21 protein-coding genes are annotated in these 24,538 nt (G+C 37.2%); 5 read left to right on the top strand and 16 right to left on the bottom strand.

Annotated elements, in window-relative coordinates:
• Positions 1 to 66: 66 nt before the first annotated feature.
• Positions 67 to 690, top strand: coding sequence for a cell wall hydrolase (locus tag AC0L8O_RS10810; protein ID WP_473448029.1), 624 nt, complete (start codon positions 67 to 69; stop codon positions 688 to 690).
• A gap of 184 nt (positions 691 to 874) precedes the next feature.
• On the opposite strand, the gene AC0L8O_RS10805 is transcribed toward AC0L8O_RS10810, so the two are convergent.
• Both AC0L8O_RS10805 and ilvD read right to left on the bottom strand, forming a co-directional pair.
• The gene (locus tag AC0L8O_RS10805; protein ID WP_473448027.1) at positions 875 to 1,069 is read right to left on the bottom strand and encodes a zinc-binding dehydrogenase; all 195 of its coding nucleotides are present in this window, start codon (positions 1,067 to 1,069) and stop codon (positions 875 to 877) included.
• 238 nt (positions 1,070 to 1,307) lie between these two features.
• Positions 1,308 to 2,984: a dihydroxy-acid dehydratase gene (gene ilvD / locus AC0L8O_RS10800; protein WP_473448025.1), complete on the bottom strand. Its 1,677-nt coding sequence runs from the start codon at positions 2,982 to 2,984 to the stop codon at positions 1,308 to 1,310.
• A gap of 314 nt (positions 2,985 to 3,298) precedes the next feature.
• Between ilvD and AC0L8O_RS10795 the strand changes: the two genes are divergently transcribed.
• Positions 3,299 to 3,595 (top strand): RNA polymerase alpha subunit C-terminal domain-containing protein, encoded by a 297-nt coding sequence (locus tag AC0L8O_RS10795; RefSeq protein ID WP_473448023.1) that lies wholly within the window; start codon positions 3,299 to 3,301, stop codon positions 3,593 to 3,595.
• A 29-nt stretch (positions 3,596 to 3,624) separates the two neighbouring features.
• Here the strand turns inward: AC0L8O_RS10795 and AC0L8O_RS10790 are convergent, their stop codons facing one another.
• The 3 genes from AC0L8O_RS10790 to AC0L8O_RS10780 all read right to left on the bottom strand — a co-directional run bounded on the left by AC0L8O_RS10790 (position 3,625) and on the right by AC0L8O_RS10780 (position 4,985).
• On the bottom strand, positions 3,625 to 4,104 hold the full coding sequence (locus AC0L8O_RS10790; protein WP_473448021.1) for a hypothetical protein: 480 nt from the start codon (positions 4,102 to 4,104) through the stop codon (positions 3,625 to 3,627).
• Positions 4,105 to 4,261: 157 nt separating this feature from the next.
• Positions 4,262 to 4,399, bottom strand: coding sequence for a hypothetical protein (locus tag AC0L8O_RS10785; protein WP_169908329.1), 138 nt, complete (start codon positions 4,397 to 4,399; stop codon positions 4,262 to 4,264).
• Between the two features lie 97 nt (positions 4,400 to 4,496).
• On the bottom strand, positions 4,497 to 4,985 hold the full coding sequence (locus AC0L8O_RS10780; RefSeq protein WP_473448019.1) for a hypothetical protein: 489 nt from the start codon (positions 4,983 to 4,985) through the stop codon (positions 4,497 to 4,499).
• A gap of 197 nt (positions 4,986 to 5,182) precedes the next feature.
• Between AC0L8O_RS10780 and AC0L8O_RS10775 the strand changes: the two genes are divergently transcribed.
• A complete protein-coding gene (locus AC0L8O_RS10775) occupies positions 5,183 to 6,112 on the top strand; it encodes an ABC transporter ATP-binding protein (protein WP_473448017.1) in 930 nt (309 codons plus the stop codon).
• A 1-nt stretch (position 6,113) separates the two neighbouring features.
• Positions 6,114 to 7,226 carry an ABC transporter permease gene (locus tag AC0L8O_RS10770; RefSeq protein ID WP_473448015.1) on the top strand — a complete coding sequence of 371 codons (1,113 nt, stop codon included), beginning with the start codon at positions 6,114 to 6,116 and terminating at the stop codon, positions 7,224 to 7,226.
• A gap of 84 nt (positions 7,227 to 7,310) precedes the next feature.
• On the opposite strand, the gene AC0L8O_RS10765 is transcribed toward AC0L8O_RS10770, so the two are convergent.
• The 5 genes from AC0L8O_RS10765 to AC0L8O_RS10745 all read right to left on the bottom strand — a co-directional run bounded on the left by AC0L8O_RS10765 (position 7,311) and on the right by AC0L8O_RS10745 (position 18,738).
• Entirely contained in the window at positions 7,311 to 8,009 is a 699-nt protein-coding gene (locus AC0L8O_RS10765) for a BMQ_0737 family morphogenetic spore coat protein (RefSeq protein WP_473448013.1), read from the bottom strand.
• A 173-nt stretch (positions 8,010 to 8,182) separates the two neighbouring features.
• Entirely contained in the window at positions 8,183 to 15,427 is a 7,245-nt protein-coding gene (locus tag AC0L8O_RS10760; RefSeq protein ID WP_473448011.1) for a carboxypeptidase regulatory-like domain-containing protein, read from the bottom strand.
• A 195-nt stretch (positions 15,428 to 15,622) separates the two neighbouring features.
• On the bottom strand, positions 15,623 to 16,930 hold the full coding sequence (locus AC0L8O_RS10755) for an aminotransferase family protein (RefSeq protein ID WP_473448009.1): 1,308 nt from the start codon (positions 16,928 to 16,930) through the stop codon (positions 15,623 to 15,625).
• Between the two features lie 131 nt (positions 16,931 to 17,061).
• A complete protein-coding gene (locus AC0L8O_RS10750; protein WP_473448006.1) occupies positions 17,062 to 17,712 on the bottom strand; it encodes a YdeI/OmpD-associated family protein in 651 nt (216 codons plus the stop codon).
• A gap of 114 nt (positions 17,713 to 17,826) precedes the next feature.
• Entirely contained in the window at positions 17,827 to 18,738 is a 912-nt protein-coding gene (locus AC0L8O_RS10745) for a LysR family transcriptional regulator (protein ID WP_473448004.1), read from the bottom strand.
• A 171-nt stretch (positions 18,739 to 18,909) separates the two neighbouring features.
• Here AC0L8O_RS10745 and gdhA point away from each other — a divergent pair, with 171 nt between their 5' ends.
• Entirely contained in the window at positions 18,910 to 20,292 is a 1,383-nt protein-coding gene (gene gdhA, locus AC0L8O_RS10740; RefSeq protein WP_473448002.1) for an NADP-specific glutamate dehydrogenase, read from the top strand.
• A gap of 66 nt (positions 20,293 to 20,358) precedes the next feature.
• Here gdhA and AC0L8O_RS10735 read toward each other — a convergent pair whose 3' ends face one another.
• The 6 genes from AC0L8O_RS10735 to cobD are packed head-to-tail and all read right to left on the bottom strand — an operon-like array spanning position 20,359 to position 24,538.
• Positions 20,359 to 21,180, bottom strand: a complete 822-nt coding sequence (locus tag AC0L8O_RS10735) for a cobalamin-binding protein (RefSeq protein WP_473448000.1) — start codon at positions 21,178 to 21,180, stop codon at positions 20,359 to 20,361.
• A 21-nt stretch (positions 21,181 to 21,201) separates the two neighbouring features.
• Positions 21,202 to 21,585, bottom strand: coding sequence for a bifunctional adenosylcobinamide kinase/adenosylcobinamide-phosphate guanylyltransferase (locus AC0L8O_RS10730; RefSeq protein ID WP_473447998.1), 384 nt, complete (start codon positions 21,583 to 21,585; stop codon positions 21,202 to 21,204).
• Positions 21,542 to 22,213 (bottom strand): histidine phosphatase family protein, encoded by a 672-nt coding sequence (locus AC0L8O_RS10725; RefSeq protein ID WP_473447996.1) that lies wholly within the window; start codon positions 22,211 to 22,213, stop codon positions 21,542 to 21,544. The genes AC0L8O_RS10730 and AC0L8O_RS10725 overlap by 44 nt, the downstream gene beginning before the upstream one ends.
• On the bottom strand, positions 22,165 to 22,923 hold the full coding sequence (gene cobS / locus AC0L8O_RS10720) for an adenosylcobinamide-GDP ribazoletransferase (RefSeq protein ID WP_473447994.1): 759 nt from the start codon (positions 22,921 to 22,923) through the stop codon (positions 22,165 to 22,167). The genes AC0L8O_RS10725 and cobS overlap by 49 nt, the downstream gene beginning before the upstream one ends.
• A complete protein-coding gene (locus AC0L8O_RS10715) occupies positions 22,920 to 23,456 on the bottom strand; it encodes a bifunctional adenosylcobinamide kinase/adenosylcobinamide-phosphate guanylyltransferase (RefSeq protein WP_473447992.1) in 537 nt (178 codons plus the stop codon). The genes cobS and AC0L8O_RS10715 overlap by 4 nt, the downstream gene beginning before the upstream one ends.
• Complete coding sequence (gene cobD / locus AC0L8O_RS10710; protein ID WP_473447990.1) at positions 23,453 to 24,538, bottom strand: threonine-phosphate decarboxylase CobD; 1,086 nt, start codon at positions 24,536 to 24,538, stop codon at positions 23,453 to 23,455. Before cobD ends, AC0L8O_RS10715 begins: the two co-directional genes overlap by 4 nt.

The raw sequence follows: 24,538 nt of genomic DNA, 5'->3' as shown, positions 1-24,538 counted from the left end.
TTTTTTATCACATAGGTATGGAATGAGACAAGAGTTCAAAAAAGAAATCGTCTAGGAGGACAAATTTTGAAAAAACTAATTTTTTTACTAACATTACTTTTCACTCTTTTATCGGCTGAACCTATTTTCGCTTATACTGTGCAAAAAGGAGATACAATGTCAAAAATAGCAAGAGAAAATGGTATGTCACTTTCCGAATTAGCTTCAGCAAATCCACAGGTGAAAAACCTCGATCTCATTTATGTGGGACAAGAGATTTCTATAGATAAAGATAAAAAAGGTCGACCAGCTGTTGCAAGTCGTGGGGAAACTATTTCAAGCAAAGTAAATATTTCAGAAAACGATATAGATTTACTAGCAAGAATTGTACGAGCTGAGGCTCAATCAGAACCTTTTGAAGGAAAAGTAGCAGTTGCCAGTGTTGTATTGAATCGTGTAGATAGTCCGAAATTCCCGGATACAATTAGAGATGTTATCTATCAAAGTGGACAATTCCAACCTGTCTCAAATGGTGAAATTAACAAACCGGCTGACAAGGAATCTAGAAGAGCTGTCTTCGCAGCATTATCTGATATGAGGAAAATTGCGAAAGACTCGTTGTTTTTCTATAACCCTGATATTGCAACAAATCGCTGGCTAGATTCTAGAGAAACGGCTGTAGTTATTGGACAACATGTATTCAAAAATTAAGACAGTAAGAGTAATTCAGGTTAATTTATCAGGGTTCTATATAATATCCTGTTCACATACAGTATCTCTCTATCTAAGTGTTTAATAAAATACATAACGTTTAAAATAATAAGTTATTATCTTTTATGCGAAAAAAATGTGGAAACATTTCAAGTCAGTTGGTCCACATTTTTTGTTTCCTTTTCTAAATTGACAATACGATCTTTCCACGAGCATGCCCTTCAGCAAAATAGTTAAAGGCTTCCGTTGTTTCACTGAGCTTATAGCAACGATCAATTACAGGTTTTACATTACCTGCCTCAATAAGTCCTTTCATATAATACAAGTCTGACTGATTTGCTCTCTGTAAAAATGTACCAAATTTTTTTCTTGTCCTCATTAAGATTCATGGACCTTGAAACAGCGCTTGAAACATTTGATCCTCTGAACCTCCTACATGGACAAAAATCCAATTTGTAGTTAGTGCTCGATTTTAGATAATTCAACGGAGTCATAACAGTTATATCTAATATGTTGATTTAAAAAAGAATTAAAAATAGTTTTCAATACAATTATAAGAGGTTGGAATTTTCAGCTTCCAACCTCATGTGTTTATATGGTTTTTTCTGTATTTATCTTTAGATTTTCATAATTCCGCCAGTACTTGCAGAAGTAACTAACTTAGAATAACGGGCTAAGTACCCTTTTTTCACTTTAGGTTCAAAGCCTTTCCAGTTGCCTTTACGTTCTTCCCATACGTCTTCATCAACTTGAACATCCATTGTACGGTTTTCAATGTCAATCACGATATGATCACCATTTTCAACGAATGCAAGCGGACCGCCTTCAGCTGCTTCAGGTGAAGCATGCCCAATTGAAAGACCACGAGATGCACCTGAGAAACGCCCGTCAGTAACAAGCGCTACCTTTGGTCCAAGCCCCATACCAACGATCATCGAAGTTGGAGATAACATTTCCGGCATTCCCGGCCCGCCTTTTGGTCCTTCATAACGGATAATCACGACATGACCTTCTTTTACTTTTCCATTGGCAATTCCGTTGATTGCTTCTTCTTGTGATTCGAATACGATTGCAGGACCTTCATGGCTAGTAATTCCGTTTTGTACGCCACCTGTCTTAATGATCGCACCATCAGGAGCAAGGTTTCCGAATAATACAGCAAGTCCGCCTTTTTCTGTATGAGGATTGTCAATTGGTCGGATGACTTCATGATCCTGTACCTCACAGCCGGCAATATTTTCACCTAATGTTTTACCGGTTACTGTTAGTGTGTCAAGATGAAGCGCTCCTTCTTTTTTCGATAGCTCATATAATGCTGCTGAAACTCCGCCAGCTTCATGCAAATCTTCAATATGATGATCTGAGGCTGGAGCCAATTTTGATAAGTGAGGAACACGAGCTGCCACTTCATTAATACGTTGAATTGGGTACTCAATTTCTGCCTCGTGCGCTAAAGCTAGCGTGTGTAATACTGTATTTGTAGAACCACCAAGCGCCATATCAAGTGCAAATGCATTATCAATTGCTTTTTCTGTTACGATATCTCTTGGTTTAATATCATCTTTAATTAAATTCATTAATTGTTTAGCAGATTCTTTAACAAACTCTTTACGTTTTGGATCAACAGCTAAAATTGTCCCGTTACCCGGCATTGCTAGTCCAAGTGCTTCAGCTAAACAGTTCATTGAGTTGGCTGTGAACATACCTGAGCAGGATCCGCAAGTTGGACAACCGAATTGCTCTAGTTCTGTCAAGCCTTTTTCGTCAAGTTTACCAGATTGAAAGGCACCTACTCCTTCAAAAACAGAAGATAGAGAGATTTTCTTACCATCACTTGTTACACCGGCCTTCATTGGACCTCCACTAACAAAGAGTGTAGGTATGTTGATACGTAATGCTGCCATCATCATACCCGGAGTGATTTTATCACAGTTAGGAATACAAACCATTCCGTCAAACCAGTGTGCAGATACGACTGTTTCGACAGAATCCGCAATAATTTCACGGCTTGGTAATGAATAACGCATTCCGATGTGGCCCATTGCAATTCCATCGTCTACACCGATCGTATTAAATTCAAACGGAACTCCGCCAGCTTCACGAATTGCTTCTTTAACAATTTTTCCAAACTCTTGTAAATGTACGTGACCAGGTACAATATCAATATATGAATTACAAACCGCAATAAACGGTTTATCAAAATCCTCTTCTTTTACCCCTGCAGCACGAAGTAAGCTGCGATGTGGGGCGCGGTCAAAGCCCTTTTTAATCATATTGCTACGTAAATTCATCATTCAAAACTCCCTTCACTAAACATAATTCAAGAATGATATTATAAGGGTACTTCTAATTGACTAAATAATCAATATATTTCTTCTTATTTGAATAATATTATACTAATTTATCTTTATGAAAAGCTAGAATATAAGTTTATATTATGAAAATTCTTTCTTTTTCATAAGTTTTACACTTAAAATAGAGAAATATTATTATTTCCAAATTGCAAATATCGGGTAAACTTACATGTGAATTATGTTTAATGAGGATATCGACAGGCTCATCTGCTACAATAATTTATAAATAGCTGAAACGAAGGAGCCTTTTGCTAATGACAGACTCTAAAAAGACAAAACGAACATGTGAAAATGGACATGTGTTCGAGAAAAGCAGTGATTGCCCTACATGCCCTATTTGTGAAAATGAACGAAAGCCTGCAACAGGATTTTTGTCACTTCTTTCTGCACCAGCACGACGAGCACTAGAGAGCAAAGAAATCGTAACCGTCGAGAAGCTTGCAAAATATAGTGAAAAGGAAATCCTATCATTGCATGGCATAGGTCCCTCCTCTTTACCAAAACTTCGTTCAGCATTGCAGGAATTTGGACTGACATTTAAAAATAACTAGAACACATAAAAAACGCCATTTGGCGTTTTTTATGTGTTCCTACTATCTAAAACCCTTTTTTCTAAAATTAAAATATACTTATAATACCCTAGTAAGATGATGAAGAGGACAGGGGCAACAAAAATATCATACCAAACCTGCCACCAGCCTAAATGAAAGAACCCTATCGGCTCTGGTAATATAGTAGTGTATTCATAAATGAGCACAAAGCAAGTCCATAAGGCAATATATACTAACTGCCTCAGTGGAGTTGCTTTAGATGGAAACCCGTTCAAAAAAATGATATTTACTGGAGGTATTAAGAAGAGATGTGCCAACAATCCCAGCCAATCCACACCTTTATCAAAATACCAGTAAGCCATATATTTATATTCCATAAATATATCAAATAACACTTGAAAGGAAATGGTGAAAAGCCAAATATGGCAGATTTGATTTTGAGTTAGCCTCTTAGAATATTTATAGGCAATTAAGTTAAATAAAATAATGGAAGAAAAAAGTAAAATCATGTTTATTTCCTTTTTATTTTTACTATGCCCTCAATATGTTCATTTGATACAAGTATGTCCAGTTTTTAGAATAAGAGAGAAACATCACCTTTCTTACTGTTAAAAAGAAAAACAATCTTTCTATGTATATGTACAAAAAGATTGTTTTTCTTCATTTTTACATTTTTTTAACAGGAGTAACTACAGCATATAAACTATCGGTCGAAGTGGATACATTTACTTCAATAACCTTATATCCATTACTACCACCTTTATATTCTTCCTTTTTTGGTACCTTTATTTGATAATTGCTCATGATCACGTTTCCTTTCAGCTTAAAAATTCTCACAGAAGCTAATATATGTCGGAGGAAAGAAAATGTGTCATGAAATGTACCAATCTTTTGAAAAAAATTATTGTCTTTTCATCTTAATAAACTCAGATATTATTTCGTTCAATTCGGTCCTTCTTTGCTTTTTTAACCATTCTACCTGATCAATAGGAAGTTTTAATTTTAGAGTAATCGGTTCAATTGGCATGTCAACTTTTCTTATATCTTCCAGAGTCACTCCCTCTTCTATGTTTGGAAATCTTGTATCATTTTCGTTTACCCGATCAAAATCCTTATATTCTTCAGTGTCATCTATATTGCAGCATAAATGTATTTGTGGCAATCCACCATGTATTGTATTCACCATCATAATTGAATTGATTATTCTTCCATCTTCCAATTCTATTTCTACAATAACATTTTCTTCTCGTTGATATTTTTTCACGACAACTTCAGTCACAATCAGATTACATTCTAAAGTCATTCCAGTACTAGCCTCAAAAATAAAGATAGCGCTATTAAATACGTGAATTTCTTCACCATCAATTTTCACTGTTTTCACCTTAAACATTAGTCTTCCCCCATTGAAATATGTACAATTACCAACCGTATCTATCCTTATTAATAAATATACCATTAAGCAGCTTTTGTGTTGAAAATATATTGATCAAAGGAATAAAGTTTATAATTTTAAAAATAGTGAAACTATTATGTGATTTATTGCGTAAAATTATATGGTTGCAAAATTCACGAAAAGGAGGAATAAACGTGACTGTATTAGAGGTAAAGCATTTAAAAAAGTCATTTGGCTCAATTCGTGCGGTTCAGGATATTAATTTTTCAGTCAACTCAGGAGAAATATTCACCATCATCGGTCCTAATGGTGCTGGAAAGACTACAACACTGGAAATGGTTGAAGGATTAGTGACTCCTGATGCCGGTGAAATTACCTTCGGTGATTTATCATGGGAAAAGAACGGAAATGAAATTAAAAAGAAAATAGGCGTTCAGCCTCAATCAGGTGCCATGTTCGATTTATTAACTCCTGAAGAAAATCTTAACCTCTTTGCAAGCTTCTATGACAAAGCACGGTCTACACATGAAATATTAGAACTTGTTAATCTTGTTGAGCACAGGAAAAATCAAGTTAAGAAGCTGTCAGGTGGTCAACGTCAGCGACTTGCGATCGGTCTTGCGATGATAAGTGATCCTGACATCATCTTCCTTGATGAACCAACAACAGGTTTAGATCCGCAAGCTAGACGCAATATCTGGGATATTATTTTGCAGCTTAAGGAATTAGGGAAAACAACGATATTAACCACTCATTATATGGAAGAAGCAGAAAAATTAAGTGATCGGGTTTGTATTGTTGATCAAGGCAAAGTTGTCACATTAGATACTCCCTCTTCCCTAATAGAAAAGCTTACAAAAGAAAGAGAAGTTCGTCTCACCTTTCTTGATGGTGATCAAGCATCTGGGGAAGCAGATGCGTTTGTGAAAACCCTCAAATCAGTAACTAAAACTGAGCGCGAAGGTAGTTCATTAAAGTTGTGGACAACAAAGCCTGAGGATACGTTGGTTGAGTTATTTGGATTTACAAAAGAAAAAAACTATCAGGTAGAACAGGTGTCCATTCGTGAAATGAGTCTGGAGGATGTGTTTATTGCTTATACGGGCAAGGAATGGAGGGATTAACATGAACCAATTTAAGCAAATGTTTATGGCCCAACTTAAATTAACGTTTCGAGAAAAGCAATCATGGTTTTGGGGCATCTTTTTTCCAGTTATATTAATGGTTATTTTTATGTCAATTTTTAGTGGGCGAAGTGATACAGACTTTTCAGCAAGTGTGGCCATCGTTGATGAAAATCCGAATCCAACCTCTACGATGCTCCTTGAGCAAATTAAGCATATTCCAGTATTTGAATTTGAGAACGAAGGTCCTGTTTCAAGAGAAAAGGCTGAACAATTGGTCAGAGATCAGGAAGTGGATGCTGCTATCATCCTACCTGAATCAATTGATGCATCTGCCCTTCAATTGGTTGTAAACAAAGAAGATGAGCAAGGAGTAACTGCTCAAGCCCTTTCTGGTATGCTGAATCAATTTGTGCAACAAGCAAATCTTTCGGCTGCAGGTATAACACCAACCTATGAATTACAAATTGAAGCAATCTCTTCAGGTAATACAGAATTACAATATACTGATTTTCTATTAACAGGGATGATTGCCCTTTCCATTGCGCAAGGTGGTATGTTTGGGATGGTAGGTTTGGTTGAGATGGGCAGAAAAGGGTTGATCAAAAGGCTTCGGATGACCCCTGCCAATATGAATTATTTTGGTTTAAGCGATATGATTATGCGTGTGTTATTTAGTGTTGTTCAAATCCTGTTATTATCTTTAATAGGCGTATTTATCTTTGGTGCCAACTTATTTATCAATCTTCCAAGCCTTATGATTGTCTTTTTAGTTGGTACCCTTTCCTTTACAGCTATGGGATATTTTATTTCCTCCTTTAGTAATACCACTGAAGCGTATATGGGGGTAGCCAATATTTCAAATTTTCTTATGATGTTTCTAAGCGGTGTGTTTTTCCCTGTTGAAACGATGCCGGAATGGCTCCAACCAATTTCGAATGTTCTTCCTCTCACCTATTTTGTTGAAGGTTTAAGAGAAAGTATGGTGTATGAAACAAGTATACTATCTACAGACTTGTGGATTGGTATCGGAATTATGGTTCTTTGGGGAGTATGCACATTTGTATTGGGATCTTTGTTATATAAAAGAAAATCGATCGTGGCTGTAAGATAATATATAATAAATTAAACAGAGATTAGAGAGATGTGCCTTAATTTGTTTAAAGGGCACATCTCTCTAATTTATACTATTTTGATATTAAAACGTCGGGCATACTGGTGGAATATTGATTTGAGGGCAATTACGTTCTATTTTCGTTAATCGCGGTTGACAAATATCTGCACCCAGCTCTATTGTAACTGTGCTCTCTACCTGTAGGCTATGACAAAGCGTAATTGAAACATCAACCTGTTGGAATTGTTGATTTCCTTCGTCATCTAAACTACATGAGTTGCAAGAAAAGCACTGAAAATCTGTAATATCACATGTTAAATTTGTTCCCTCAGGTGCACAAAGTATGAATGTTTGAATAACGGAGTAGGTCTGGGGCGAGGATGTACACGTAACACCACTGGAGTTGCTGATTTGTATCACATAATACCCCCTTTTTACTATCATCACTTCTTGCAGAGTGACAGTTTCTCCTGAAGAAAGAGTAACATCAACATTTCTCCTTCCGCCAGGTTGTGTTAGTTCTGTACATAATATAGAGCCTGGTGATAAAGGATCAATCGGATTTCCTTCTGCATCTGTTGGAATACATTCAGAAAGTAAGGGACCGCCTCTTGTTTGATCCGTTATATCTTCACACGAAAAGCCCAGCCTTTCAAGCCCTGCAGTTCCTCTAAAACTTTGAGTTGGTACATCAATTTGACCAACGATCCAATCATATACTTTTGATGTAGTGATACAAAGTCTTTCTTGATTTATCATCGGCATTTTTATACAACCTTTCAACACTTTTCCTCTTTTATTCTATGTTCTTTTTATGAAAATTGGTCAGGCGTAAGACTAAAAGATAAAAAGGCTACACATAATTTGATTTTCAGGACTTTTGGTACGCAAATTTATTATAAGTGGAGCAAGCTTCTAACTACTGTGCTCCACTATCATGAGAATTCAAAATAACATCAGCCTAAATATCTACATGGATCCATAACAACTTTTACTGTAAAGGAGCATGAATTTAGCACACCTTCAGCATCTTCAGCTATACAATTAACAGTTGTTGTACCAACTGGGAAAAATGAGCCGGAAGCCGGTGTACATGATGCTATTACATTTGGACAATCTTCTCTTACAATAGGCGGTGGAAAGTTCACAATTGCACCAGATACACCCGGATCATTCGATATCACAATATTCGATGGACAAATAAGGGTTACAGTTCCAAGTTCAATATTTAACGTTATCTCTTCACCTGCTTCAAGCTCAACACTTACTTCCCTTACAGGTTCTCCATCTATCGTAAATCTAACGGTAAAAGTTCCCCCAGGAAGACCGGTTAGAATATAAAAACCATCTACATCCGTTAATGTGGAACGAATTGGAACACTTCTGTTTTCAGGAAAAATTTGAACAAGAACACGTGTTAATGGTTCACCTGTACATCTGTCGGTAACAATGCCGCTTATTGTTGCAGGATTAGCTAGTAATAAGAAGTTAGCAGTAACAATTTCACCTCTTATAATAAAGACGTCACGAATTTGAGCTTGATAACCAATTGCACGTACAACAACGATTGCTTCTCCTCCCGGAAGACCTGTAATAAAATAATTTCCTTCAACATCTGTTAAAGTTACACCTAATAGTGTCCCTGAAGGTGAAAACACTTGGACAAGTGCTTCGCTAATTGACGATAATGAACCAACTTCTCTTACAGAACCACGAATGGAACCTGGATTTGGAACTAGTGCAATATTTAGAATAAGAATCTCATTCGGAGATAATATAATCGATCTTGTTTCGGTCACATAGCCTTCTGCTGAAAATATAACATCATAAGTTCCTGAAGGGAGATTCGATAGAATATATTGGCCGTTTTGATCTGTTTCTGTTGATGCAATGATAACACCACTGCCACTAAGAACGGTAATGATTCCCGCCCTTTCGATTGGCAACCCTGTTGCTGCATCTGTTACCTGCCCCCTTATTACTGACGGATTAGCTTCAAGATCTACATTTAAAACTCTGCTTTCCCCCGGATCTAAAAAGATTCTAAATACCTCACTCGAATAATTTTCAGCAGTAAACACGACGCGATATTCACGAGGTTCCAGCCCTGTAATGAGGTAATCTCCATTTCCATTAGTGAAGACTGAAGCAACTGGAAGTTCAGTTCCAATCCGAAAAACTTGAACGAGGGCACCTTGAATCCTCTGGCCACTAGCTGCATCACGTACTGTTCCTCTCAAATTTGCGAATTCTTGACTTAGGGCAAAGTCAAGGGTTTCTAGTTCTCCTTGAGATAAAGTGACAACATTTATCATATTGCCAAAACCCTCAGCACTTGCAATAACCGAATAGCGTCCAGGTGATAAACCGGTTATTGTATATTGACCGGTTTCAGTTGTTAGTGAACTTTTTATCAATGTTCCATTTTGATCAAATACTCTAATTAGAGCACGTGGTATCCCGATTCCTGTTTGTACATTCGATACAGTACCGACTAGTGTTGCCGGATTTGGTTGTAAGGAAGCATTGACTGTTTCTACTTCATTTGGAATTAAAATAACAGGTATGACTGTACTTCCATAATTAGTTGCCGTAAAAACAACATTGTAGGTTCCTTGTGGTAAATTTCCAATCGTATAAGTTCCGTCATCACCTGTCACAATACTCTCAATAACAATGTCTGTATTTGGTACAACAACTGAAACTAATGCACCTACTATAGGATCTCCTGATAATGCATCGAGGACTAGACCTTGAAGGGTGGCTGGAAATGGAGTTAGCTCAAAATTCAGCAGTTCGGTCTCGTTTGGTAATAGAAATACTGTACTGCTACTAATTGCATAATCTCTCATTTGTGCAATGACATCAAATGTTCCTTGCGGGAGTCCTTCAATCAGATAATTTCCATCTTGATCTGTTAGAGTTCTTCTAAGGAGGATATCTGTTCCACTAACACGAACTTCGATAATCACGCCTGTTAATGGGGAGTGGGTTTCAGAATCACTAACTGTCCCGAAAAGCGTGGCAGGTTCTCCCTGTAAAGCAATATTCAATACTGTAGTTGTATTTGCTATAATCTGTGTCTGATTGATTTGTGACTGATAATTTGGATTAATTGCAGCAACAGTAAAGATTCCTTCGGGAAGGCTAGTGAGTAAATAGAAACCATTTGCATCTGTTTGTACACTTCTAACAATAATTCCTTGATCATTTATGATTCTGACGAGGGTATCTGGTAAAGGGGTCAATGTTTCAGCATCTCTGACGATGCCTTGAAGAGCCCCTGGATCTCTTGTTAGTAAAATTTCAGTCGGAGCAGTGCTATCGCTAATGACATTAACAGAGACACTATTTGTGCCATAATCCTCTGCACTGGCAACTAATACATACGTTTTTGGAGATAATGATGTTGTTTGAAAAAAGCCGTTAGCATCTGTAATCGTTGAAAAGATGATTGGACCAGTACCTGAAAACTCCCTTACTATGATACTTGCTCCAGTAATAGGATTATTATTTTCTATATCTCTTACAAAACCTTGGATCATTCCAGGATTGGGAAATAACGCAAAACTAAGTGTATTTGTTTCATTTGAATTAATTATGGCACCAGCAGTTTCCGGCCCAAAATTAGCTGCATTTGCGACCACTGTATATACACCTGGTGTAATGCCTGAAAACGTATATTCACCAAATTGGTTAGAAACAGTTGTTTGAACTAAAACATTTGTAAAATTATAAATCTGAATGACAGCATTTGGGATAGAATCACCATTCTCTATATTTGTAATAAAGCCTTGTATATTTCCTGGATCAGATGGTAATGACAATTGAGTGAAGAGTACCTCTCCAGGATTGCCTATGACAGATTTTGTATCGGTTCCAAAATTCATTGCTGTGGCTGAAATAGTTAAAACTCCCGCAGGTAAAGATGAAAACGTGATGTTTCCATTTTGATCTGTTACTCCTGAGATAATTTGAATATTTGTCGAGTTTCTTACTGTTACAGATGCTCCAGCAATTGGGTTTGCCGTGTTAGTATTAATGACTTGCACTGATAAAGTGACCGGATTTGGTGTCAAAATATTAGTAACATTTACTGTTTGATTTGATTCAACTGTTGCAGTTACAGTGGAGGAACTATAATTTGGAGCACTAACAGTCACAAAATATGTGCCGGGTGCTAGAAAAGGAACTGAATATGTCCCGTCAGGATTTGCTAACAACGTAACAACAATAATTTGATTTTCATTTAAAACTGACACACGAATTTCTGCTCCAGTTACCGGGTCTCCATTTGTGTCTATGACATTTCCGTTTATCACACCAGGATTTGGCACAAGAGATATATCAGCTGTTTCTGTCATATCACTTACGACAATAGCTCCAATCTGATTTGTTCCAAAGTTTGGTTTTGAGGCAGTCACAATATAGCTTCCCGGGGCTAGGCCTGAAACAGTATAGTTTCCAAAAATAGAAGTTGTGGTTACTGAGACTGGTATCTGTGATGTGCCATCTAAAATGGTAACGACTGCTCCCTCGATAGGGGTTCCTGTGTTTTGATTTATGATTTGTCCGTTAATGGAGCCTGGGTTAGCAAACAATACAGCATCAATACCTGTTAAAACTTCACCGGGGCTAACATTTATTCCGACAGATACTTGACCATAACCCGGTGCATTTACAACGATTGTAAAAGAACCACTTGGTATATTACCAATTGTATAGGTCCCTTCTGTACTAGTAAAACCAGTTGCAATAAGGATTCCATTAATATCGAAAACTTGAACTGCTGCATTTGCAATTGGATTACCTAAATTGTCTGTTATATGACCAGAAACAGATCCAGGATTTGGTGTCATTGTAATAGATACATTAGTTGTTTGATTTGCGAAAACACTTGCACCTACTGGGGTTGCAGAATAGTTTGGCGCAGAAGCGATAACAGTATAAACGCCTGGACTAAGGTTTTGAAACGAAAAACTGCCATTAGGGCTAACTAAAGCTGAATCTATAAGCAAATTGTTAATATTCAGCAGTTGAACAAGTGTATTTGCAATGATTGGAGAAACTGTCCCCGTTATTGTTCCCGGATTAGCAACAAGTGCAATTTCGACAGGCGTTATTTGATTAGAGTTTACAAAAGCCCCTACAATTCCGTTCTGAAAATTTTGGGCAATGGCATTTAAGGTGTACTGATCTGGTGCTAACCCATTAACTGTAAACCCTCCATCCAGATCCGTTAATACAGTTGTGACTAAAGCTCCAACACTATTTATTACATTTACAGTTGCACCAAGTATTGGACTTCCCCCAATACTATTAAAAACAAACCCGGTAATTTGTCCGGGATTAGGTACCAGGGCTACATTTCCCGATGCTGTTTGATTCGATAAAACTTGGATGGTTGCTGCATTTGATTGGAAGTTTTCTGCGGAGACAACAATCGTATAGATACCAGGAGCCAATTGGTTAACAACATATTGTCCATTACTATCGGTCAACACTGTAGCAATTATTGCACCACTTCCATCTAAAATTCTTACTTGTACATTTGCACTATTGATCGGAACTCCCGTCTGTGCATTTGTTATTTGACCAGAGATCGAACCGGGATCTGGTAGTAATGTAAAATTAAGAGTTGATGTCACATTTGTGGTAATGGTTGTTCCAGAAGTTGAAGATTGAAGATTTGGTGCTGTGACGACGACGGAATAGTTTCCGGGAGCTAACCCCTGTACAAAATAATTTCCATTTGAGTCTGTAACAGTTGTTGCAATAATAATTCCCGATCCTGTACTTAATTGGACACTTATATTTGCTCCCGCCACTGGATTATTATTACTATTGAGTATAATCCCTGTTAAATTACCGGGGTTTTCAGTTAATGTTGCGTTTAAAATGGTTGTTTGGCCATTTATAATTGTTGCAGCAGCAGTAAAGGTAGAATAACTTTCTGCACCAATAACAACGGAATAATTAGAACCTGGTGCCAAGCCGGTGATCATATAATTTCCGTTTCCATCTGTTACAGCCGTTTGGATAAGGACGTTATTTTGGAATACTGAAACGGATGCTCCATTAAGAGGATTCCCTTGATGATTTTGCACATTACCCATCAATGCTCCTGCCAGCCTTGATAAAATGGCATTAACAATAGCTGTACCATTGGATGTAACGATAGCACCTAATGTTACAGTAGAATATCCATCTGCTGTAAAAATAAGTGTGTACGAACCAGGTAATAATTGATCAATTGAATATTGTCCATTCACGTTCGTAACAGCTGTTGCTACGACAATATTTTGAGCATTAACAACTTGTATATTTACATTCGCAATTGGAGCGGGTGAATCACTGTCGGTAACCGTTCCTTGAATTGCTCCCGGACTCTGTTGTAAAAACAGGTTTGTTGTCGTTGTATTTCCAGCCGTTACGGTTGAAGACACTATTGAAGTAGCATAGTTTGTGGCTGAAGCCCTTACGAAATAAGTTCCAGGTGAAAGATTTGTAAACGAATAAACGCCTGCCCCATTTGACATAGTTGAAGTGATAAATATGCTATCCTGTGTTAATAACTCAATCACTGCATTTGGAATAACGGTATTTGTTATGGCATCCCTTATTTCTCCGGTGATCGATCCAGGGTTGGCGATCAGTACAAAGTTGACTGTATAATTTTGATTTGGTTCAACCGTTATAGATTGAACTTGCGACCGAAATCCAGTTGCTAAAACGGAGACATTATATAGGCCGGGCGACACATTAGGAAACGTATAATTCCCTGCAACATTGGTTGTCGTAGAAGCGATGACAATACCTTCCTGGTTTGTTAGAGTAACAGATGCGTTATTAATCGGTCCTCCACTTGATACATTCCCTGTTATTGTACTGGGTAATGGAGTCAACGGTATATTTGCTGTGGTCGAGGTACCACTAGATGCTACAACTGCTACAGAATTTGCTGTATAATTTGTCCTTGTGGCTTGAACGGTATAGTTTCCTGGGGGCACATTTGTAAACGAATAAATACCATTATTGTTTGAGGATGTTGTGGCAACAATCGTCATTCCCTGCAATAAATTAACGGTTACATTCGGTAAGACCAATCCGGTTGATTGATCAAAGACCCTTCCATTGATGGATGCAACTGCTTGTGCGGTAATAGTAACGATTGATGTATTTGATTGAATTCTGTCTCCGGTAAAACTATCAACACCTGAAGCAAATACACGGTTTAATTGCCGTATCCCGCTAGTTGTGTAAAGACCATTTAGCGTAAATGTTAGTGTTGCAGTTCCACCAGGTGCCAGATTTCCAATATTCCACGTTAATGTTTTTGTACTGCTATTAAAGGCAGTTAACCCTTGTGACACTGTATTAACAGTAAATGAATTAATTAAATCTGGACCTAGCAGATCGTCTAAAAAGATTGTCGTTGCTTGTGACTTACCTGTATTTGTGACATTCACATTCCCCGTCCATGTTGCTTGCTGACCAATTAATACTGTGTTTGGGCCAGATGTTAACGTCTTATTGACTGTTAGCTCTGCTCTTACATCTACTTGATCTGGTGACACTGGATTACTTAGTGCATTAGAAAATGAAAAACCTTCAGCTGAACGTAAAGAATCCTTATTGTAATTATTAATGTTCGCAGAGGTGAAAAAAATTGCCTGTAATAATGAAGTTTCATTTATTCCAAGAAACGAAAAAAATGTTGAAGCCGGCAAAAACCAATCTAAAAAATAGTCCTGATCTCCACCTATACTGGAATCAGCTAAAGAAACCCTCGCATAATCAAAGTTAGTAATCGCTTGAGAAAAGTTAGGATTACCTCCTCCTGTTCCTTCTGCAGGATCATTCCATGAGTTAACCTGCTTGACAGTGTTTTGTATTAAGCTAACACGATTATTCAAGCCGTCAACATTAAAAAGCCAGTCATATGTTCCAGGTACACCCTGTGTATTAATTAATACACCCCATGCGAAATTTCTAAAGCCTGTTAATTGAGCATTTCGAGGATCTCCATTTAATCTTAGCCGGAAATAAACATTTGTTCCATCGTAGGCGAAAAAGGCAGCTGGAAATGAAGAATTGCCAACAATGTCCGTTGAAACCGGACTTTCATCCCCCAATAGATCAAAAAGCGGAGTTCCCCCAACCATAATAGGTGTAAATTGTGAATTACTTGGAAAGGGCACAAGTAGTCCTCCTTATCAAAAAGATATTCTTAACATCCTATTATGGTAATACCTAAATTGTATATGATAGATATCTAGTTATAGAAAAATGCTGGTACAAATAAGGAGAAATGACAATTATTAAACTATCATAAAAAGCCCTTCGGTTGATGTGAGGGCTTTTTGTTTCTTAATGTTTAGTTCAAGGTAAGTCTGTTATTGTTTCAATATAGCTTTTATAGAATCATCTAATATATTTAGCATATGGTATAGCTCTTCCTTCGTTATAATAAGCGGTGGAGCTAGAACTACTGTATCCTGCCTATCAAACACGACTGATCGGCAAATGAGACCGCGTTTTGCTGCTTCGGTTACAACAAGAGGAGCCAAAGGAGTTTTGCTATCTCTATGACTAAATTCTATAGCCCCCATCAACCCTTTTCCTCTAACCTCTCCAATACTAGGATCATTTTCTTGAAGAGTTTTGAGCCCATCTAAAAGTTCTTCTCCAATCAGTTTTGCATGTTCAATTAGACCTTCAGACTCTATGATGTTGATATTTTTTAAAGCTACAGCACATGCCATCGGATGCCCGCTATAGGTATATCCATGAAGTAATGTACCTGTTGACATGTCGCTAAACACTTTGTGCATTTTCTTTGAAAGCATCACCCCGCCTAATTGGGCATAACCGCTTGTCACACCTTTAGCAAAACACATCATATCAGGTACAATGTTATCATGTTCCATTCCAAAATATGTTCCTGTGCGGCCAAATCCAGTGATCACTTCATCTGTGATAAAGAGGATGTCATACTCTTCACACAATTCCTTTACTTCTTTGAAGTAATTAAGAGGTGCTATATGAACTCCTCCAGCCCCTTGTACAGGTTCTGATATAAAGGCAGCAATTGTGTCAGGACCCTCCTTTTCAATGAGCTCACGTAGCGAATTTGAGGAGTGGTGATTTACATGAAGGAAATCTGGTGCAAGAGAATTGGTGAAATCTCTAAAGGGCTTTAATCCTGTAGCACTTGTCGAGCCGATCGCAACACCATGGTAAGATTTTGTTCTTGAAATAATTTTCTTTCGGTTAGGTTTCCCTTTCAATATCCAATAATGACGGGCTAGCTTATATGCTGTATCATTGGCTTCAGATCCACCTGAGGTGAAAAAGGTTGACTGCAAATCACCGGGTGAGATATCAGCGAGTTTTTTTGCTAGTCGAATAGCCGGTTCATTACTAAATGTTGCAAAATTAGAAGAAAAAGCAAGCGTCGACATTTGTTCTTTTGCAACTATGCCAAGCTCTTCTCTTCCATGGCCAATGTTTACATTCCAAAGAGATGACATGCCATCAATCATTTTTCTACCAGATAAATCGTAAAGATAAATGCCCTCACCCCTTGTGAAGATAAATGCAGGACCATGCTCTTGTTGTTGTTGTATGGGAGATGTTGGGTGGAGAAAATGCTTTTTATCAAGCTCAGATAATTCATCTTGTAAATTAGGATTTCGGTGCATTAAGACCATCCTCTCATATTTCTTACTTATATTTCTTCATTTTATGATGATAGAAGGTTTGAATATGAATATGAGGAGGTTACCAATTAATAAACCAGCTTGATTATGAATGATCAAACTGGTTCCGTCATTTATTTCCTGTTTTGACGATATAAATCCATCGTTTTATAGCCTTGTGATAGCACATCAACCATTTGAGCTTGTCTCTTCTCACGTGTCTTTTCCTGTTTAGCGGAGAAAATATAGCGTGCCCAGTCTTTCTGATACCCAGGTGTTAAACGTTGAAAAAATTGCAGTTCGGACGGATTCTCTGCTAATAATTGTTCAACATCTGAAACATTCTTTTCATAATCAGCTACACATTGACTGGCAGCTGATGATTTCTTTACTTTCTTTTTTTCTCTCTTTAACCCGACCACTGTAAACACATCATCCATACTAACCATTCGGGCAAATTTAATATCACTATTCCCAACATATCCATCTTCTCCAACCTTCATTGCTGGAAAAATTTCATCCCTATGTACGAAAGTCTCATAGCGATTATTTCCCTTTTTCGGATAAGCAAAAAAGATATAGCCTTTTTCTACTAACAGATCGTGTTTTATAATATGGTGAGTATGTTTAATCATTTCATCAACAGTTTGCACAAAAATAAAAAGTGCATCATGGGTTTTAGAAAATTCTGTCGGATAATTGATAAAAACTGAATAATCTCCCGGCTGGTTGATAACCGCCAGATTAGCATATTTTGATAAATTTAATTTTTCTGCGATTGACATGTTTAGGCTCCTTAATCAAAAAACAATTGTACTACTATTTATTGTACATGATGATAAATCAATGTGAATAGTGGGATATTATTGTTTTTCTAAAAAAATAAATCCATTTTAGGCTCAAAATGATTGATTAAATTCATCCAATCTTGCAAAAAACTCTTGAAGAAAATCATAAAATAATTTTTCTGTTGGAAGTAATACTCTGTCTCTAGGAGTAATGACACCCACTGTTCTGGTTACATTTGGTTCTACTAAGGGTATTTTTACTGTTGAACGTGGCAAGCTGTCAACCAACGTTACTTCCGGCATGAGTGCAATGCCTAAACCAGCTGACACTAGGCCTTTTAATGCATCAATATCATCCCCTTCAAAGGAAACCTTTGGTGTGAAACCAATGTTTTGGCATGCATCCATCACGATATCACGAAACACAAAACCTTCAGGTAAGAGACAGAATGGTTCGTCTACTAATTCTTGAAGTTTTAATGTAGGTTTCTTAGCTAGTCGATGATGAATAGGCAACAAGGCCACAATATTTTCTGTGAATAATATCTTACGTCGGAGTTTCTTTTCTTCGAGTGGCAATGGTCCAATTAATGCAAGATTAAAATCACCTTTTACCACGCCATCTATTAGGTCCCGATAAAGTGCTTGTTTCAGCTGGAATTTTGCTTCGGGATATCGTAATCGAAAGGCATAAATCACAGTTGGTAACGTATAGGCAGCTAAACTGATTGGAAATGTGATACGAACAGTTCCTTTTTCCGGGTCCAGATATTCTTCAACTTCACGCCTTGCGTCATCAATTACATTCATAGCATTTTTCATTCTTTCATAAAATATTTTCCCGATTGGTGTTAAACGAACTCTTCTACCTTCGCGAATAAATAAATCCACGCCCAGTTCACTTTCCAGATTGACTATTTGTCTACTTACAGAGGACTGTGCCACATGTAAGTTATCTGCTGCTTCTGTAACATGCTCACGATTTGCAACCTCCATAAAATACCGAATTTGTCTGAAGTCCACTTTTATCCTCCTAGCATTAATGCATAAAACGCATTAATATTATCGTTTCTTTATATTGATTCGATCAATTATTTAATTATAAAATATTTCATAATAACAATTCATCTATTTTGGAACATTTAGAAAATTTATTTTTCATGAATTAGATGTTAGAAAAGGGGAATATCATATATGAAAACGATGGAAAACACTCAACAGATGTATACAGAAAGTGTACAAAAATATGTTCAACAAGTATTTGAAACGGTACAAAAAAGAAACCCTAATGAAGCTGAATTTCACCAAGCAGTAAAGGAAGTATTTGATTCTTTAGTTCCTGTACTTGTTAAAAAGCCGGAATATATTAAGCAAGCAATTCTTGAACGAATTGTTGAACCTGAAAGAGTTATTTCGTTTCGTGTTCCATGGGTAGATGATGAAGGAAACGTACAGGTAAATCGTGGATTCCGAGTTCAATACAGCAGTGCGATCGGACCATACAAAGGTGGATTAAGATTTCACCCATCAGTAAATGCAAGTATTATTAAGTTCTTAGGCTTTGAACAAATCTTCAAAAATTCCTTAACCGGTCAACCAATTGGCGGTGGAAAAGGTGGATCAGACTTTGATCCTAAAGGAAAATCAGATGGCGAAATCATGCGCTTTTGTCAAAGCTTTATGACAGAGCTTAGTAAATATATTGGACCAGATACGGATGTTCCTGCAGGTGACATCGGTGTGGGCAGTAAAGAAATCGGATATTTATTTGGTCAGTATAAAAAAATGCGCGGTGCTTATGAAGCTGGTGTGTTAACAGGAAAAGGTCTCGGCTATGGCGGAAGCCTGGCACGTAAAGAAGCAACTGGTTATGGGACAGTTTATTTTGTTGATGAAATGTTAAAAGACCAAGGTCTTAGCTTCAAGGGCAGTACAGTTGTCGTATCGGGGTCAGGTAATGTATCGATCTATGCGATCGAAAAAGCGACACAGCTTGGTGCGAAAGTTGTAGCTTGCAGTGATTCAAATGGTTATATCTATGATCCAAATGGAATTAATTTAGACACAGTAAAACGTCTTAAAGAAGTAGAAAAACAACGAATCAGTGAATATGTTTCAGAACACCCTGAAGCAATCTACACGGAAAATTGCAGTGGAATTTGGACAGTACCTTGTGATATCGCTTTACCTTGTGCGACTCAAAATGAAATTGATCAAGCTTCTGCCCAAGTTCTAGTATCCAATGGTGTGAAAGCAATTGGTGAAGGTGCCAATATGCCATCTACTTTGGAAGCTGTTGAGACATTCCTAGAAAACAATGTTTTATTCGGTCCTGCTAAAGCAGCTAATGCTGGTGGTGTTTCTGTTTCAGCGTTGGAAATGGCCCAAAATAGTGCAAGACTTTCTTGGACATTTGAAGAAGTTGATGCGAAACTACAAGAAATCATGAAAAATATTTACCAAAACAGCAAGCTAGCAGCCGCAGAATATGGTGCTCCTGGTAATTTTGTTGTTGGTGCAAATATTGCAGGATTTGTTAAAGTAGCTGATGCAATGATCGAGCAAGGTGTTATATAAGATATTAGTTTAAAAGAGTCAGTCCCCCTTTTACATACCTTTTGGTGGACTGACTCTTTTTTTATTTTAATCTTTTGTAAGTAAAGGATCTTTCCCTTCAACAAAAACCGGATAAAGTTCAGGATGAAGAATACTAGCAATCTTACTTAAGCCGAGGAGTAATCTTGGTGAAGGTCTGCAGAATAATGGTTCTTCCAGTATATATAGCTGATTGTTTTGAACGGCTTTCATTTGTTCTGCATCTGAACGTTTTAAGATGACCTTTGGATTTACTCGTTCCGTTTGTACCCCAACCCATATAATAGTCATTACATCAGGATTTCTATTTTTTACATCTTCCCAATCTGTTTGAACACTGGCTTTTTCGACATCATCAAAAACATTTCTTCCCCCGGCTAATTCACTTATTTCCGTTAACCAATTGTAAGCACCAGGTGTAAAGATCGGTTTTGCCCACCATTCCCAATAAATCGTTTTCTTTTTTACTACTTTCTTAGAAATCAGACGAAACTGTTCTAGCAGTTGATTATATGTCATGTACAGTTCATTTGCTTTTTCTTGAGTATCTGTAACATTCCCAATAAAACGTATGCTCTCACCTACTTCTGTAAGTGTTTTAGGATTAGGTACAATTACAAATGGAATGTTTCGCTTTTTTAATTCTTCAATATTTCTTTCCATTCCCGGTACAGAAAGTGAAGCCAGCACTAAGTCAGGTTCCATCCTTTCGACTTTGTCCATATCTATATGTAAATCCGAGCCAAGTCTTGGCAAATGACAAACCTCTTCAGGCCAGTCTGAATAGTCATCTACAGCTAGTAAAGAAGATGTTAAGCCTAAATACCCTACAAGCTCTGTATTGCTTGGACAAATGGAAATTAATTTCACCAATATCCCTCCATGAATCAATTATTTTAGTTTTTTTGATAAGCCATTCCATACATATTCAACCTGTTCAGAGAGTTTTGCTGCATCTTGTGCAACCCAGCCAGCAATATCTCTCAATCTTCTCTCCTCTTTTTCAAGAGGAACAATCCCCTTCCCCATTTCCAGCATGATAAGGACAATATCGCTATTTCTTTTCTTCTCTTCTTCTAAAAAACAATGAAAAAGATCTTTAAACTTATGACGAATAAGGTCATTGCTTTCATTATTTTTGATTTCTTGTAAAATCCATTTTTCCCAGCCTTCAAGCACTAGTGTTGTATCAGTCAGCCATACTGATTTCCAGTCCCATACGACTCCATCGTTATAGGAGGACACCCAGCTGAATGTTTGCTGCTGATCTTTCACTATTTTTCTTTTTCCTGCGAAAGCACCTCCGAGAACGAGCTGCATATCCATTCCCCCTCTTTTTTTCAAATCGTAATTGAAGTGCTTGTCCATGTGTGATGGAAACATCCCAAAAAGATGGAGATGCTACATACTTAGAAACAGTGTAACGAATAACACCACCATGAGTGACAATCAGTATTTTTTGACTTTCTTTTTGAGTATCTATATTCTGAAAAAGCTCGTGAAAAAAAGAATCAATTCTAGCTTTAAAGCTTGGAGCAGATTCTCCATTAGGTATAGGAGCCAACTCCCAGTTATCCAACCAGTTACGATAAGTTTGCTTTTCTTTCAACTCGTTATATGTTTTTCCTTCCCAATCACCAAAGTTCATTTCTCTTAATCTATGATCTAAGATCGGCTCTTGTTGGAAGTCAAAATAATGGAAAGTTTCCATACAACGCTTTAAATCACTTGTGAAAATGCAATTAAATTTTCTTAGCTTCAAATCACTCTTTAATCCATCCAATATGGTCAATTCACTATGTAATAATCCTTGGTCGGTATGACCTAAATATCTTTTTTGTAGATTCCACGGTGTTATGCCATGACGAATGAGAAGTAGATCCACGTGACGACAAGTCCCCATAATTCTCCTCCTTCAATAGCTGCTCCTAATAAATCTCCATTGGTTCCTTTAAAGGTTCGCATAACCCATTTTCCATATAAAATAACAAATAATATGTAGGCAGGGGCATAAAAGAAAAACGCCGGAAACAGCAAACTGAAAATGACAACTGGAATGATAGCAAAAATCAAATCATTTCGACTAAGATTTTTCTTCCATTCCCATGCAAGTCCTTCGTTTTTTGCTGTAGGCAAAAAGATCATTAACATGACGACTCCTAGTCGGGAATAAGTCACAATAAAGAGAATGGCCATAATAAACATGTCAAAATGAAGCAATTCATAAACTAAAACTGCCTTCCAAGCTAGTAAAAATAGAAGTGCGATATGACCAAAGCTTCCGACATGAGGATCCTTCATAATCACCCATTTTTTCTCAAGCGGAGCATTTGATCCAACAGCATCCGCTACATCCATCCATCCATCTAAATGCAGACCACCTGTGATCCACACCCAGGCTGAGATGATGAGCAACGTTAAGAAAAATGCTGGGAGGTGAGACGATAAAGCCATATACATGATCATCATTATTATGCCGATGATCAAACCTACTAAAGGATAGCTTCGTAAAGCCCATTTACTTGTCTTACTGTTCCAAGGGCATTGCACGGGAATCGGAATTCTTGTTAAAAACTGTATCGCCAGGCAAAACCCATAGATTACTGACTTCATACTCCTTCACCCTTCCAATAAATTGGAATACCAGCTTGAACCTGCACTGCTGCATCTGCTTGTGTAACAAGTAATTGATGCAGTTTTTGTAAGAAATAAATATACGTGAGAACAAATTGGTCAGCAAAAGGAGTTCCCTCGTTTACTTCATTTGAGACAATTATTAGAGAAAATTGGCTTTTTCTTGCTAAGTGTATCCAATTTGATACCTCACCTTCTAACTTTTCTAGTCCATAATGACGATCAAACATGACATTGCTTAACCAAATAGTTAAACAGTCAATTAAGATCACATCATGTGTGCTACAACTCAAGAGAACCTTTTCTACATCATAAGGTTCTTCCAATGTACTCCAAGTTTCTCCCCGATCCTTCTGATGGATAAGAATCCTCTCAACCATTTCCTCATCGCTTTTTTTAGCCGTTGCTAGATAATAAAGGTTTCCGTTTTTCTGTTTAGTTAACTTCAAGGCCATATTTTCTGCAAATTGACTTTTGCCGGATCTTGCGCCACCACATACAAATGTAATCACATTTCATCTCTCCATTTTTGTAGAACTTTCACTAGCTGCTCGTTTTCCTCATGTGACCGAATGGCAAGACGTAGATATTCACCGTTAAGACCTTTAAAATTATGGGTATGACGAGTGACAATTCCATTTTCTAGTAAAAACGTAAAAAGCTTCTCAGTCTCATCAGGTCTTTGCAGGTCTCTTAAAAGGTAGAAATTCACTTGAAATGGAGATAGATAAAAGTCCATTTTAGATAATGTATTATGTATGAATTGCGATTCTTTATTGAGCCATGCTTTTGTATCGTCAACATATGATGTATCCGCCAATAGCTTAGGAACGATAAAATCGACGATTGAATTAATGCTCCATGGAATTTGTTCTTGTTTTAAAATTGATACGATCTTCTGATGTGCCATGATATAACCGATTCTTAGACCGGGTATTGTATACATCTTTGTTAAGGAACGAAGAAGAACTAAATTAGGATATTGAACTAACCAACCTGACAAGCTTGAATTTTCTTCTACTAGAAAATCGACAAATGCTTCATCTATAACGATATATGTTTCCACTTCTTTTCCAGCTTCAAGTAATTGTTTAATCTCTTTTTCTGATATGACAGTTCCAGTTGGATTATTTGGTCGACATAAGAACAAAACATCGATATCAACTAGTTTCTCTTTTATTTGTGACCATGGTAATGAAAATCCCTTAGCTTTGTCATAGTATAATTCTTCTACATGAATATGATAATGTTTGCATGCACGCTCATATTCTAAGAAGGTTGGGTGAACAATACATGCTTTCCCGTTTTCAAAATACTTCGCCACTAAAAATATCGCTTCTGCTCCACCGTTCGTGACTAACACATTCTCCTGTTGAAGACCTTCATATTTGGCTACAGCTGCAGTTGTATGGGAATAAGTTGGATCTGGATAAGACGTAATCGTATTATAGGATTCATGCAATGCATCGTTCAGCCATTTTGGAGGGCCGAGTGGATTTAAATTCGCACTAAAATCAAGAACAGGTTTATTGTGGTTGATTTGAAATAATTGTTTAATTGTTTCTGGCTGTCCACCGTGGTTTGGCCATTTCAT

Source organism: Metabacillus sp. KJ11-3 (assembly GCF_055808295.1).
Note: the sequence above shows the minus strand (reverse complement) of the source record. Positions and strands in the feature narration are given on the sequence as shown.

Excerpts from the sequence above, each read along its gene's own strand:
- AC0L8O_RS10805 (WP_473448027.1), bottom strand. The coding sequence starts at position 1,069 with ATGAGGACAAGAAAAAAATTTGGTACATTTTTACAGAGAGCAAATCAG.
- ilvD (WP_473448025.1), bottom strand. The coding sequence starts at position 2,984 with ATGATGAATTTACGTAGCAATATGATTAAAAAGGGCTTTGACCGCGCC.
- AC0L8O_RS10795 (WP_473448023.1), top strand. The coding sequence starts at position 3,299 with ATGACAGACTCTAAAAAGACAAAACGAACATGTGAAAATGGACATGTG.
- AC0L8O_RS10790 (WP_473448021.1), bottom strand. The coding sequence starts at position 4,104 with ATGATTTTACTTTTTTCTTCCATTATTTTATTTAACTTAATTGCCTAT.
- AC0L8O_RS10785 (WP_169908329.1), bottom strand. The coding sequence starts at position 4,399 with ATGAGCAATTATCAAATAAAGGTACCAAAAAAGGAAGAATATAAAGGT.
- AC0L8O_RS10780 (WP_473448019.1), bottom strand. The coding sequence starts at position 4,985 with ATGTTTAAGGTGAAAACAGTGAAAATTGATGGTGAAGAAATTCACGTA.
- AC0L8O_RS10770 (WP_473448015.1), top strand. The coding sequence starts at position 6,114 with ATGAACCAATTTAAGCAAATGTTTATGGCCCAACTTAAATTAACGTTT.
- AC0L8O_RS10755 (WP_473448009.1), bottom strand. The coding sequence starts at position 16,930 with ATGCACCGAAATCCTAATTTACAAGATGAATTATCTGAGCTTGATAAA.
- AC0L8O_RS10750 (WP_473448006.1), bottom strand. The coding sequence starts at position 17,712 with ATGTCAATCGCAGAAAAATTAAATTTATCAAAATATGCTAATCTGGCG.
- gdhA (WP_473448002.1), top strand. The coding sequence starts at position 18,910 with ATGAAAACGATGGAAAACACTCAACAGATGTATACAGAAAGTGTACAA.
- AC0L8O_RS10725 (WP_473447996.1), bottom strand. The coding sequence starts at position 22,213 with ATGGGGACTTGTCGTCACGTGGATCTACTTCTCATTCGTCATGGCATA.
- cobS (WP_473447994.1), bottom strand. The coding sequence starts at position 22,923 with ATGAAGTCAGTAATCTATGGGTTTTGCCTGGCGATACAGTTTTTAACA.
- cobD (WP_473447990.1), bottom strand. The coding sequence starts at position 24,538 with ATGAAATGGCCAAACCACGGTGGACAGCCAGAAACAATTAAACAATTA.